This is a genomic window from Veillonella magna DSM 19857 (assembly GCF_000428745.1).
Lineage (GTDB): Bacteria > Bacillota > Negativicutes > Veillonellales > Veillonellaceae > Veillonella_A > Veillonella_A magna.
In genome coordinates, this window is sequence record NZ_KE386795.1 from 516,375 (window position 1) to 530,143 (window position 13,769).

Below are 13,769 nucleotides of genomic sequence, written 5' to 3' on the forward strand. Positions count from 1 at the left end.
GCTGACCTGGTCTTTGCCCCCACACTCGCCTGCTGGAGGGTTCGCTCCTAAGCCCGTGGCTCCCCACTACTACCTCTCTCGACATTATTTTTTTCGGCAGGACTTACTTCTAAGCCGCACCATGCTCACAACGACTTTGCATTGCTTACGTGGATCGTTTTGCCTGCGACTGGCCTCGACTTTCAACCACAGACCCGTACACTGTGATTATACGGTAAGACTCTCTTCTTTGTCTATAGAGAAATCGCATAGCACTTTTTAAATTTCCTATTGATACTTTCATACATAAAAGTTAGAAAGCTGAAAAAGCCTTATTTTATCTATATTGTTTATAACATCATACGTTTGTACTATGAGAAGATGAGATACGTCGTCGGTCTCGTTACATACACAAGGAGCGTAAAATGTTGTATAATATCTTTACTGTGAGTCACGAGTACAAGACTGACTCTATTCATCTTACAATCACTAAATATCTAGAAGGGGATATTTAAAGGGAAGGGATTTTTTCATGTTTATGTTATCGTTAATGCAGCCGTCGGGACTGTATGAGTTGGAGGAAGACAGCTTAGAGGCCATCAGTGCGCAGCTATTGCAGATGATTCAAATGAAGAGTCATGAGCTGTATACGCATTCTATTCAAGTGGCTAACTACTCCGTTAGTATCGCTGCCAAGATGGGCTTGCCGCAAAATGAAATCATACAGATCAAGCACGCTGCCCTCCTCCACGATGTAGGACTGTTAACGATGCCAAATACCGTATTGAAGAAAGCACCTTATTTCAATCGCCAGGAAATGTCTCGTTTCCGTCAGCATCCGGTAAACGGAGCGAATATGATTGAAAATTATCCGTGCTGTCAAGAAATCCTGCCGTATATTCGTTATCACCATGAACGTTGGGATGGCTCCGGGTATCCGAAGCATTTGCGCGGTGCCAATATTCCGTTAGGGGCTCGCATCATCGGCATCGCCGATTATTACGACTCCGCCATCAATCCGTCTACGGAGTTGTGGTCCAAAACACGGAAAACGGTTAAACAGGAATTATTCAGCGGCTCCGGGATTTATTTCGATCCCGATGTGGTTCGTGCCTTCATCGAAATCTTATCATAAGAAGCATCACCGGTTATGGTGGTGCTTTTTTCTTAACGACCGCTGGCTAATGTGAGTACATTAACAGAGTCGGTACCCATGGCTGCCAGTACGTCTGCTGCTTCACTGACGGTAGCTCCGGTAGTATAAATATCATCGAGGAGGAGTACGGATTTTCCGTTTAGAATATGACTTCGTTTCACTGCAGCTATAGGCAGGAATGCGCCCTTAGTATTCAGCTGTCGTTCCCGTTTCGTCAGTCCCCACATGGGACGCGTGGAATCAACCTTTACAAGCGCCTCCAGCCAGTGCCATTTTCCTAAATCACGTTGACGAAACCTAGACATATAAGGTTTAAATAATATATCCACCTGATTATAACCGCGTATTTCTCTTTTTTTCTCGCTGACGGGAATGGGTATAACATAATCCGGCAACCACTGCCATGTAGCCGTAGCATAATAAAACGAATGCAAAAAAGGAGCGGCCCCTCGGGATCGCTCCTTCTTTTTATTAAATTTTACATCGTGCAACAGTTGTTTCATACCCTTGTCATAATGACTCAACGTCCAAACATGCTGTACAAAGCGTCCGGGACAACCGGTGATCTCTCGTATCTCGGCTACCGCTTCGTAACAATCCCGGCACCACTCGCCGCTTGCATGTACGGCTTGTCCGCATCCCGGGCAACGCGGCGGATACAAAAAATCAAATAACCAGTCAATCACTCTATCATCCCCTGTAGACGTTCTTTAAATAATGTATATCGTTCATCGCCGCGCACCGTATCCACTGCCCGTTGCACCGCACTTTTCGTACCGATAAGAATCACTCGACGCCGCGCCCTTGTTACCGCTGTATATAAGAGACTGCGTTGCAGCATAATACCATACGGCGGAATAAAAGGAATAATCACGACGCTGTATTCACTGCCCTGACTTTTATGAACCGTAATCGCATAGGCAGGCATAATGGACTCCGCCTCATCCAAAGGCAGCGATACATCTTTATCGGTAAAACGAATTCCCATATGTGTCTTGGAAATAGCATAGATGCTTCCAATCTCACCGTTGAAAATTTCATACTCGTAGTTGTTGAGTACCTGGATAACCTTGTCCCCTACGCGATAGGTGATACCGTTGATAACGACCTCCGCTTTTTTAGGACTTGGCGGGTTCACCGCCTGCTGCACGGCTTGCGAAATTTTTAAACTGCCGTAAGCATTGCGGCGCATAGGAGATAAGATTTGTATGTCCAGTTCATCCTCCACGTCATCGCGCAAACTGTTATAGGCATTGATGATGGCGGACATCATATCCCGTAACGTGTGTACCTCGATGAATGTAAAGTCGCCGTCACCGCTGAGTACCGGCATCTGTCCCTCATTAATGCGATGCGCATTTTCTACGATGGCGTTTCCTTTTTCTTGGCGATAAATATGTGCCAGTCTGGTATACGGAATCGTTTCTGCATTTAGCATATCCCGCAAGACAAAGCCGGCTCCGATAGGCGGTAATTGATCCACATCGCCGACAATAACGAGATGGGCCGTTGCCGGAACAGCCGCAACCAACGCGTAATACAGTTGAATGTTCAGCATAGAGGCTTCATCGACAATGACTACATCCGCTTCCAACGGGTCATCTTCGTTTTTTGAAAAGTCGTACGCATCGCTGCCTTCCACCGGCATAAGCATGCGGTGAATCGTTGTAGCTTCAAAACCGGTAGCCTCCGTCAAGCGCTTCGCCGCACGACCTGTAGGTGCACATAACAAAATGCGCTGAAGATTGGTTTGCTGAAAGGCTTCCACAATTGCTTTCACAATTGTCGTCTTCCCCGTACCCGGTCCGCCGGTAATGACCGTCACCTTATTCGTCAGTGCCATGTCGATGGCTTCGCGCTGCTCATCGCCTAGGCGTATGCTGTATCGTTCTTCAAATCCGTCGAGAAAGGCTTCCGTGTCCAGCGCTGTCAATACCGGTTCCTGCATCAACAGCTGCGTCAGCGCTACCGATTCCGTTTCCGCCATGTAAAGCTCCGGCGTATATACATATAAAATGCCATCGTGTTCGGTGGCTGCCAGCTGTCCGTACTCCAGCTGTTCTTCTACGGCGGCAGCAATTTCATCGGCACAGCCATGCAACAGATCAAAGGTTTTCTGTATTAATACATCCACAGGCAGACAGCTGTGTCCGTTATCGCCGATGCCGGCAAGGCAATTCCGAAGTCCCGCTTCGATTCGATTCGGGTCGTCAGGTTCGATACCTAATGACGAAGCCAAGGTATCCGCCATCGTAAAGGAAGGGCCGCCAGGAATATGCAGCAATGTATAGGGATTATCCCGCAGTACATCAATGGCAGCTCCGCCGTAAATATTGTAAATCTCACGACTCCACTTGGCACTGAGCCCGCCGGCTTCCAGAAAACGGTTCAATTCCTGCAGCGCCCCTTCTCCGATGAGTGTATGATACAAGTCTTCCTTAATGCTTTTACGCAATCCGGGAACTTCCAACAGATCTTTGGGATCGTCGGATTTTAAAATATCGATAATCTCGTCTTCAAAATAGGCAATAACCTTCTCCGCCGACTTTTCGCCGAAGCCCTTAACGCCTAAATTCATTAAATATTGTTTGGCACCGCCTATTGTATCGGGCTTACATTTCTCCAACGTACGCACGTCAAACTGTGTGCCGTATTTCGGATGCTCCACAAAACGTCCCGTAAGTTCCAGTTCGTCCCCTTCCTTGGGGGCCTCACATTTACCGGTACAAGTAATGCGTTCTTCGTTGTAATCGTACAACAAGAAAACGCAATACGAATTCGACTCATTCGCAAAAATAAGTCGCTGCACCGTTCCTCGAATCGTTTCCATCAGCGTTCTACATTCGGCAAGGCATCGATAATTTCATTTACCGCATCGCCGATGCTGGACGCATTTTGGATCTTCACATGGCAAACCTTTTCATATAACGGGTACCGTTCTTCGTAAAGACGGAAAATGTATTCGATGCTTTCCTTCAAAAGCGGTCTGATTTCCATATCCAAATCATCTAAAATACGTGTTACATCGCGGTGGATGAATACCACAAAGCCGGAGTCGCGCATTAATTTAACCGTTTTTTCTGACAGTACCGTACCACCGCCGGTAGCCACAACACTAGGCTTTTTGTTGGTAACGATATCGCTGATTACTTCGTATTCCAATTCGCGGAAGGCTTCTTCCCCTTCATAAATAATAACATTCTGAATAGACTTGCCCGTCTTTTCCTGAATCAATGCATCCACATCATAGAAATCCATATCCTGACGCTGTGCCAAGGCTTTGCCTACCGTCGTCTTGCCGGCACCGGGCATACCTACCAGGAAAATATGCTGCTGGATGTGATCCTTCTGATAGCTGCGGCTTACGGCCATCACATCATTGAGGAAGTGTTTTACATAATCGCGTAACGACGGATCGTTTACATAGGCCAAGCCTTTTTCCAATACCTTGGTTTCTCGTTCCGGATCGTAAATTTTAATATTTTCCGCTTCTTTAATTTTGGCAATATTTAAAACCGCGGCCAAACGTTTTTCAAAGGTCTCTACTAGTACCTGATCTAATTCATCTATTTGTTTACGTGTTTCTTCTAAATTCATATGTCAATCCTCTTATCTATTAAATTGTAGCAGTTGACGATGCTACTCTACTCTATGTATCATATCATATTTTTTATACACACTAAAGGGGCAGTGCCGCAAAGCCTCATTGGCATGGCACTGCCCCTTATGTACTCGTAACGAAAACAACGGAATCGAACGCTAACCGTTAACACTAGTAATGCTAACTGTTACCACCATTAATGCTAACTGTTAACACCATTAATGCTAACCCGCCAAGACCGTTAATAACGATAACAGAAACAAAGTGCTATCTATCAACGGAGTGAAGCGATAAGCAAACTTATTTTAAATTTGCTTTCAATACTTCGGCGATGCGTTGAATACCGGTGCGAATTGTTTCTTCGTCATTACAGGAGTAATTCAAGCGCAGGAAGTTTGTGTTGCCTTCCGATGTAAAGAACGGATCCCCCGGTACGAAGGCTACTTTCTTTTCGATGCACTGTTTCAAAATATCGCGGGATACCATATACTCCGGCAACGTACACCAAATGAAGAGTCCCCCTTCCGGACGTGTATAGGTTACTTCTTTCGGGAAGAATTCATCCATAGCGTTAAGCATCGTATCGCGACGACTGCGATATAAATCGCGTACGCTGGTAACATGCGCATCGAAGTCAAAATTATCCAGCCATGCTTCACACACATGCTGCGAGAACGGTGATGTGGAAAGATCCATATTTTGCTTCAACAAATCGCATTTTTCGATAAACGTAGTGTTCGCTGCAATCCAGCCGAGACGCATGCCCGGTGCAAAGGTTTTGGAGAACGTTCCCAAGGAACATACGAGGCCCTTCTTGTCGAATGTAGTCAACGACGGTAAGAACTCGCCTTCGTAACGAAGTTCGCCATACGGATTGTCTTCGATAACCGGAACTTCATAACGGTCAACCACTTCCATGAACTGCTCGCGACGTTCGCGCGTCCAAGTAATGCCTGTTGGGTTTTGGAAATCGGTAACTACATAGATAAGGCGCACTTCATTTTCCTTAAGAGCCTTTTCCAGTTCTTCGATAATCATCCCTTTGCCATCGCCGGGAATTTCTACGTAATTAACCTGACTTAAATTAAAAGCCGTAATCGCTCCCAAATAGGATGGCTTCTCTACCAGTACCGTGTCACCTTTGTTGCAGAATAGACGACACAACAGGTCAAGCCCTTGCTGAGAGCCGCAGGTTACCAACACATTGTCCTTCGTATAATTTGTTTTAACCATGCGATTCATGCGCTTCGCAATGCTTTCACGAAGTGGATCGTAACCGAGAGACGGACCATATTGCAACGCCTTACCGGGTGTATTCTTCAATACGATTTCCGTAGCCTTTGCAATTTCTTCTGCGGGAAATAATTCTTCTGCCGGAAGACCACCAGCAAAGGAAATCATATCCGGTTGTGCAATTAATTTTAAGATATCTCCGGTATCGGAATGTTTAATCGCGTTAACCGGGTCTGAATAACGTATAGCCATGGTTAGAACCTCCTATTTCATCTGTGATGTTACTATAGTACTATTCTATAGAAGAAAAGTCAATAAAAATAAACACATCAGTCTATTCTAAACAGACAATTCATCGGTGCCTTCTCCGGCATGACGGCACAAAAAAATCGCTTTTAAAAGGTATCCATCATTGGCAACGTCTGCCTACGATGAATACGTTTGTAAAAGCGATTTCATCATTCATATGTAATTAGTCCATGCTTGCGAGATATTCTCGTGCTTGCTGCTCATCGATCTTCATCTGTGTAATAAGCTCGTCCAAAGAAGAGAATTTTACTTCTCCCCGTAAAAACTGCAAAAACTCTACCGTTGCCGTCGCACCGTACACATCGCGATCAAAATCAAACAGATGCACTTCAAAGCGATGATATTGATTGGCAAAGGTAGGATTGTCACCCATGTTACCTACGCCGCCGAACCATTCACCGTCAATGCACACTCGATTGACATACACACCGTCTGCCGGCAAGGCCATCTCCTTGGGAAACAGGAAATTCAATGTAGGAAAGCCTAAGGTTCGTCCTCGCTGATCTCCCATAATCACCGTACCGGTAAAGCGATACGCCCGTCCTAACAATGTGCGAACCAAGGCAACATCGCCTCGCGCAATGGCACCGCGAATATACGTGCTGGATACGTGTCCCGGTACTGCTTCGTGACCTTCCAATCGCATAACTGTAACATTGATGCCCTTTAGCTCCAATGTATCCCGAATTAACGCCGGTGTACCGATACCGCCTTTGCCAAAGGTAAAGTTTTCACCGACTACAATGCCTCGTACCGTCACCCCTTGCGTTAAGTACACCAAAAAGTCCGATGCCGTAATTGACAGTAAATCAGCATTCATCGGCAGCTCCAGCATATAGTCGACACCCAAGGCTTCCAATATCTCCGGGCGATGCTCGCGCTGTAACAGCTGAGGCGGCACTTTTTGCGGTGCCAATATAGACAATGGATGTGCATCAAAGGTAACAACCACCGTAACCGCCTCACATGTGTGAGCCATGTCTACGGCTCGTCCGATAACGGTTTGATGCCCCAAATGAATACCGTCAAATGTTCCCAAAGCATATACAATATTGGCTTGTATAGTACGTAACTCGTCAAAAGAGGTTAAAATCTTCATACTACATCCTTATTCCAAAAATATATTTTTCTCCGCTTTCAATGCCCCGTCCATCCCCTTGGCAATTCCCATAAATCCGCGTTCGCCGTAAGCCCGATACAACTGTCCGGATACGACCTCATCAGCGGCAAGCAGCGGCAAGCGCAACTGCTTACCTTGTAGTAACGCCAAACGTTCTTTTTCGCTAAGTCTTACCGTAGGCATATGCTGCAATGCCGTATCCACCGGTTGCAGCAGCGCTTCGCCGGATACGGCTAACTCTTCCGCCGTAACCGCATCGGCGATACGCATCGTTCCCACTTGCGTACGTGCCAGCTGTGTCATCGTAGCCGGGATTCCGACGGCATTCGCTATATCGCGAATCAAGGCTCGAATATAGGTGCCTGACGAACAGTGGACCCGTATAGTGAAAAAGGGATACTTGTATGCCAAAAGCCTACAATCGTAAATAGTAATCGGTCGCTCCGGCAATACAAACTCTTCACCGGCACGAGCTAACTCGTATGCGCGCTTCCCATTAATTTTTATAGCCGAATACTTGGACGGTCGTTGCATTTGTTCACCGATAAACGTTGATAACACATGCGCCAGCTCCTGCGCTGTCGGTTCCGCATCGATCGATGTTACCGATGTAAGTATGTGTCCGGTACTGTCTTCCGTATCCGTACTAAAACCGAACTGCCCTTCTGCCACATATGTTTTTGTTTCGTGACCGTTATATTCAATAAGGCGCGTTGCTCTGCCCACAAAGATCGGTAGCACACCATAGGCTAAGGGATCCAACGTACCGCTGTGACCGATGCGCTTTTCGTGCAACAGTCGTCGGCATATACCTACTGCATCATGGCTCGTTATCCCCGGCGGCTTGAGAAATGCAAAAACACCATCCATCAGGGCAACTCCTTGAGCAATTCTGCTTTTGCCGCTTCTAATGGTAACTGTATAGTACAGCCTGCTGCCCGAATATGTCCGCCGCCGCCGAAATGTCCGGCGATCTGATTCACGTCGGTTGCCTTTGAACGCAGACTCACCCGCGTTGTCTTCGGACCGACTGCTTTAAGAAGCACGGCTACATCAACGCCTTCGACATTGCGTACCAAATCAACATAACCGTCTGTATCGTCACCGGCCAACGCCATCAGCTCTTCATCCAACGCAATAATGCCTACGCAACCATCATGAGGAAATTCCACATTGGCCAGTGCTTTTCGCATAATAGCCAAACGGTTCATAGATGTCAATTCCACATGCTCCGAAACTACCTGCGGTCTTGCCCCGCACTGCACGCACAAGGCTGCCATTCGCAGCGTATGCTCCGTAGTGTTGCTGAATTTGAAGAATCCGCAATCCGTGGCAATGCCCAAATAGAGAGCATCCGCCATAGAAGGGGTTATCGGCCAGTGCCACTGTTCACACAGATGGGCAACGATTTCACCGGTCGCCGCAAATTCCGGCACCAAGTAAAGCCCTGCTGCAAATTTAGTATTGGAAATATGATGATCGATATTGTAAATCGGTGCTTTACATACTTCGCCTACTTTGCCGATGCGTTCAAACGTACTGGCATCCAAGACGAGCAATATATCCGGTTGCTCCAAGGATTGTAGTGCCTCCGGCGGCTGAACTCGATCTGCATATTTCAAAAAGGAAAACTTATGCGGTACCGGACTATCCACTACCATCTGCACATGCTTGCCTTGCTGTAGCAATGCTTCATACATCCCCAGCATAGATCCTATGGCATCGCCATCGGGATTGACATGCACGGTAAGAACAATGGACTGCGCATCATCGATGATAGCTTTCAAGCTATCAATGTTAAGCATCTCCATGGTTCTTCTCGTCCTTCTTTATATCATTTAACAGTGACTCAATATGCATGCTGTAATCCAACGAAGTATCGTTGGCAAATGCAATCTCCGGCGTATAACGCAAACGGAGTACCTTGCCCAGCTCGGAACGCACGTGACCGGCTGCATGCTTCAATGCTTGCAAGGAGGCCTTCTTTTCTTCGTCCGAACCGAATAGGCTTACATAAATCGTGGCTTGTCGCAAATCACCGGTGACTTCCACATCGGTTACCGTCACAAAGCCGATACGCGGATCCTTAAGACCGCGCATCAACATATTGCTTACTTCCTGCTTGATGAATTCCTGTAATTTACGAACTCGTACGTCACTCATAGTCACACCTCCTGTTGAGAGCGATTATAGCTGCGGCGTAATTTCTTCCATAACATAGGCTTCAATAACGTCGCCTTCCTTAATATCGCGATATTTTTCAATGGAAATACCGCATTCAAAGCTGCTCTTTACTTCTTTCACTTCATCCTTAAAGCGGCGCAACGAATCAACCTTGCCTTCGTGAACAACAATACCGTCACGAATCAAGCGAATTTCCGAATTATTAGTAATCTTACCTTCCGTTACATAGGAACCGGCAACGATTGCCTTCGGCGTAGAAATAACCTGGCGTACTTCGGCACGACCTAAAATTACTTCTTTAAATTCCGGAGTCAACATACCGCGCATTGCGTTTTCTACGTCATTGATAGCATCGTAAATAACGCGATAGGTGCGAAGATCCACATTTTCTTTTTCCGCTGCCTTGCGAACCAATGCATCCGGGCGAACGTTGAAGCCGATGATAATCGCATTGGATGCCGATGCCAACATAACGTCGGATTCATTGATGGCACCAACAGCGGCATGAACAATCACGATGCGTACTTCCGGATTCTTAATTGCTTCTAGCGATTGACGCAAGGCTTCTACGGAACCCTGTACATCCGCTTTAATAATGATATTTAAATCCTTCAACTCGCCTTGCTGAATCTGATTGAAGATATCATCCAAGGTAACCTTGTGAGTTCTCTGCATTTCGGATACACGCTGTTTTTCAATACGTTTTTCCGCAATGGTACGTGCTTCGTTATCATCCACAGCGTCCATAATTTCCCCTGCCTGCGGTACATCGGACAAACCGAGAACTTCCACCGGCATAGACGGACGGGCTGCTTTTACCTTTTCGCCGCGTTCGTTAGTCATGGCACGCACTTTACCGAAAGCGGTACCTGCGATAATGGTATCACCTACGCGAAGTGTCCCCTTCTGTACGAGTACGGTACATACCGGACCACGTCCTTTATCGAGTTTTGCTTCGATAACAACGCCTTGCGCATGGCGATTCGGATTGGCCTTCAGTTCCATAACTTCTGCTACGAGCAAGATATTTTCCAACAAGTCATCAATACCCTGGCGTTTCTTAGCGGATACGGGAACCATGATTGTATCGCCGCCCCATTCTTCCGGCAATAAGCCATGTTCGGCCAACTGTTGTTTTACATGATCCGGATTTGCGCCCGGCTTATCCATCTTGTTAATGGCTACCAATACCGGCACATTAGCGGATTTAGCATGGTTGATAGCTTCGATTGTCTGTGGCATAACACCGTCATCGGCAGCAACGACGAGAACGGCAATATCCGTCGACTGTGCACCGCGCAGACGCATAGCGGTAAAGGCTTCATGACCCGGGGTATCCAAGAAGGTAATCTTATTTCCTTTGTAACGTACCATGTACGCACCGATGTGCTGCGTAATACCGCCGGCTTCATGGGCTGTTACATTGGTCTGACGAATTACGTCCAACAATGAAGTTTTACCATGGTCAACATGCCCCATGATAGTAACAACCGGCGGGCGCGGCTGCAATGTTTCCGGCGCATCCTCGATTTCCTTGATTTCCGTAGGATCTTCTGCCGGTTCCACTTCGGTTACTTCCACACCAAAGTCTTCTGCTACGATGGTTGCCGTATCAACATCGATTTCCTGATTAATCGTAGCCATAACGCCGAGGAACATCAACTTTTTAATAATTTCGCTGACTTCACGTCCCATTTTATCTGCCAATTCTTTTACAGTAAGCGGGCCGTCTAATTCGATAGCTGTCGCAATCGCTGCTTCGGCACGGCGTTTTTCTTCTTCCTTGTGCTGACGATTCTGTTCGTTACGCTGTTTTACCTTATTCTTGCTTTTTGCTAAGGATGTGGACAAGAGGGATTGCGGGCGGTTGCCGTCACGCTTATTCTTTTTATCTTTTCTATTGCGACGATCGTTGCGATTATCATTTTTACCGCGACGGTCATCACCATGGTTGTCACCGCGCTTGTTGCGATGATCATTTCGTTCATTGCGATTACTATCGTTGCCGCGATTCGAATCATTGCCGCGGTTATTGTCATGACCGTTACCATGACGGCCTTCGTTTTTCGCATTGTCGTGCTTACGATTGCCGTCGCGATTGTTATCGCGTTTTTCATGGCGATCGTTATGACGGGCTTCCTGCTTTTCAGACTGCTTGCGATGATTCTGTTTACCGCCGTTATTGCGATTGTCGTGGCTGCGGTCTTCGTTTGCACGCGTGTCTTGTGCGCGATTGTTCTGCGCTCCGTGTCCACCTTTATCCTGGTGTCCGTTCTGTTCTGCCTTAGCCTGCGGCTTATCGTTGCCTTTTAATGCTTTTTTTACAATGTCAATGGCTTTTTCGTCAATGGCATTAAAATTATTTTTGGCCTCAATATTATGTTTTTGCAGCACATCGATAACCTGCTGATTCTTTACGCCCAATTCTTTTGCTACTTCATAAATTCTTTTTTTGGACATCTGCATACCCCCTTGAGTCATTACTGATCTATTTCAGCTAACAGCGCTTTGGCAAATCCGCTATCATTTACCAAAACCACTGCCCGCAATTCTTTTCCAATAGCCTGCCCCAGTTCCTCCTTCGTCAATAGTGTACGCAACGGAACTCCGTGAGTTTCGGCCATTTGAGTATATTTTTTTGTATTATTCACAGCGCAATCCATTGCTAAGAGTACCAACGGTGCGCCACCGCGCTTCACGGCTTTTTCAACGGCAAAGTCTCCGGAAATCAACTTGCCCGCACGCTGTGCCAAGCCGAGAAGATTTTTAATTTTCTGCTCATTCATGTAATAATGCATCCTTCAGTGCCGCATAAACTTCGGCGGACACACTTTTTTTCAATGAACGCTCCAAACGCTTTGCCTTGTATGCCTCTTCGAAGCAAGACTCCTTCGGTTCGATATATGCACCGCGACCTGCGGCTTTTCCGGTACGATCCAAGGAAATCTCTCCTTCCGGCGAGCACACGATTCTGAGCAACTCCTTTTTGGGGCGAAGCTCACCACAGCCTACGCAAACACGCATGGGCGGGGTTTTCTTTTTCATTCCGCATCTCCTGTGGATTCTACAACGGAATCATCGGCTGCGCCTACAGTATCGTCTGCTTCTTCAGCCTGTGATTCACTCTTAATATCGATTTTCCAGTTTGTCAGTTTAGCGGCCAAACGTGCATTCTGACCGGCTTTACCGATAGCCAAGGACAACTGATAATCCGGTACAACAACACGGGATGCTTTTTCTTCTTCCTGAACGGTAACGGAAATTACCTTTGCCGGACTCAATGAATTAGCAATGTATACCGCCGGATCTTCGTCCCATTTTACAATATCGATTTTTTCATCCTGTAATTCATCAACGATGTTCTGCACACGCTGACCACGCGGTCCTACGCAAGCACCTACGGCATCGATGGTTTCGTCGCGGGAGAACACGGCAATTTTAGAGCGCATGCCCGGTTCACGTGCCACCGATTTTAACTCGATAACGCCTTCCTTAATTTCCGGAACTTCCAATTCAAACAAGCGCTTCAACAATCCCGGATGCGTACGGGAAATCATGATCTGCGGACCTTTGGTGGTTTTCTTTACTTCCACAATATAGCATTTCAAACGATCGCCGACTTGATAGGATTCTCCGGGAATTTGTTCTGCCGGAGGCAAGATAGCTTCCGTTTTTCCCAAGTTAATAAACGCATTACGACCTTCCACGCGTTCGATAACGCCGGTAATGATATCGCCTTCGCGGCTGAAGTATTCTTCATATACAATGCTGCGTTCTGCTTCTTTAAGACGCTGCGTAAGCATTTGCTTTGCCGTATGGGCCGCACTGCGTCCAAAATTCGACGGCGTTACGTTAACAGCTACAATATCACCGACCTCGTACCGCAAATCCTGCATCCGTGCATCATCAAGACTGATTTGTGTGGCATCATCGGTCACATCTTCCACAACCTGTTTTTTAGCCAGCACACGATAGTCACCGGTTTCGCGATTAATTTCTACATAAGCTTCGGGGTTAAATCCCGGCTCTTTGCGATACGCTTGCAATAAAGCAACCTCCAAAGATTCAAAGATAACCTCCGGTGCCAATCCTTTATTCTTTGTTAACACCGAAACCGCTTGTACTAATTCTTGACTCACTGTCTATTCCTCCAATAATTATTCTTCAGTTGTTATGTGATTCGCTTC

At 46.7% G+C, this 13,769-nt stretch carries 13 protein-coding genes; 1 reads left to right on the plus strand and 12 read right to left on the minus strand.

Annotation, left to right across the window (positions count from 1 at the left end; genetic code table 11):
- Positions 1-511: 511 nt before the first annotated feature.
- On the plus strand, positions 512-1,114 hold the full coding sequence (locus tag G344_RS0109355) for an HD-GYP domain-containing protein (RefSeq protein WP_028255979.1): 603 nt from the start codon (positions 512-514) through the stop codon (positions 1,112-1,114).
- Positions 1,115-1,146: 32 nt separating this feature from the next.
- Here G344_RS0109355 and G344_RS0109360 read toward each other — a convergent pair whose 3' ends face one another.
- From G344_RS0109360 to nusA, 12 genes are all read right to left on the minus strand, one after another.
- Positions 1,147-1,821, minus strand: a complete 675-nt coding sequence (locus G344_RS0109360; RefSeq protein ID WP_028255980.1) for a ComF family protein — start codon at positions 1,819-1,821, stop codon at positions 1,147-1,149.
- Positions 1,818-3,965: an SF1B family DNA helicase RecD2 gene (recD2, locus tag G344_RS0109365; protein ID WP_028255981.1), complete on the minus strand. Its 2,148-nt coding sequence runs from the start codon at positions 3,963-3,965 to the stop codon at positions 1,818-1,820. The genes G344_RS0109360 and recD2 overlap by 4 nt, the downstream gene beginning before the upstream one ends.
- Complete coding sequence (locus tag G344_RS0109370; RefSeq protein WP_028255982.1) at positions 3,965-4,732, minus strand: chorismate mutase; 768 nt, start codon at positions 4,730-4,732, stop codon at positions 3,965-3,967. The genes recD2 and G344_RS0109370 overlap by 1 nt, the downstream gene beginning before the upstream one ends.
- Positions 4,733-5,036: 304 nt before the next feature.
- The gene (locus tag G344_RS0109375; protein WP_028255983.1) at positions 5,037-6,221 is read right to left on the minus strand and encodes an aminotransferase-like domain-containing protein; all 1,185 of its coding nucleotides are present in this window, start codon (positions 6,219-6,221) and stop codon (positions 5,037-5,039) included.
- Positions 6,222-6,441: 220 nt separating this feature from the next.
- Positions 6,442-7,377: a bifunctional riboflavin kinase/FAD synthetase gene (locus tag G344_RS0109380; RefSeq protein ID WP_028255984.1), complete on the minus strand. Its 936-nt coding sequence runs from the start codon at positions 7,375-7,377 to the stop codon at positions 6,442-6,444.
- A gap of 9 nt (positions 7,378-7,386) precedes the next feature.
- Positions 7,387-8,268 (minus strand): tRNA pseudouridine(55) synthase TruB, encoded by an 882-nt coding sequence (gene truB / locus G344_RS0109385; RefSeq protein WP_028255985.1) that lies wholly within the window; start codon positions 8,266-8,268, stop codon positions 7,387-7,389.
- Entirely contained in the window at positions 8,268-9,209 is a 942-nt protein-coding gene (locus tag G344_RS0109390) for a DHH family phosphoesterase (protein ID WP_028255986.1), read from the minus strand. Before G344_RS0109390 ends, truB begins: the two co-directional genes overlap by 1 nt.
- Complete coding sequence (gene rbfA, locus G344_RS0109395; RefSeq protein WP_028255987.1) at positions 9,196-9,561, minus strand: 30S ribosome-binding factor RbfA; 366 nt, start codon at positions 9,559-9,561, stop codon at positions 9,196-9,198. The genes G344_RS0109390 and rbfA overlap by 14 nt, the downstream gene beginning before the upstream one ends.
- 24 nt (positions 9,562-9,585) lie before the next feature.
- Positions 9,586-12,042, minus strand: a complete 2,457-nt coding sequence (infB, locus tag G344_RS0109400; protein ID WP_028255988.1) for a translation initiation factor IF-2 — start codon at positions 12,040-12,042, stop codon at positions 9,586-9,588.
- A gap of 20 nt (positions 12,043-12,062) precedes the next feature.
- Complete coding sequence (locus tag G344_RS0109405) at positions 12,063-12,368, minus strand: L7Ae/L30e/S12e/Gadd45 family ribosomal protein (RefSeq protein ID WP_028255989.1); 306 nt, start codon at positions 12,366-12,368, stop codon at positions 12,063-12,065.
- Entirely contained in the window at positions 12,361-12,627 is a 267-nt protein-coding gene (rnpM, locus tag G344_RS0109410) for an RNase P modulator RnpM (RefSeq protein WP_028255990.1), read from the minus strand. Before rnpM ends, G344_RS0109405 begins: the two co-directional genes overlap by 8 nt.
- Positions 12,624-13,721, minus strand: a complete 1,098-nt coding sequence (gene nusA / locus G344_RS0109415) for a transcription termination factor NusA (protein ID WP_028255991.1) — start codon at positions 13,719-13,721, stop codon at positions 12,624-12,626. The genes rnpM and nusA overlap by 4 nt, the downstream gene beginning before the upstream one ends.
- Positions 13,722-13,769 lie beyond the last annotated feature (48 nt).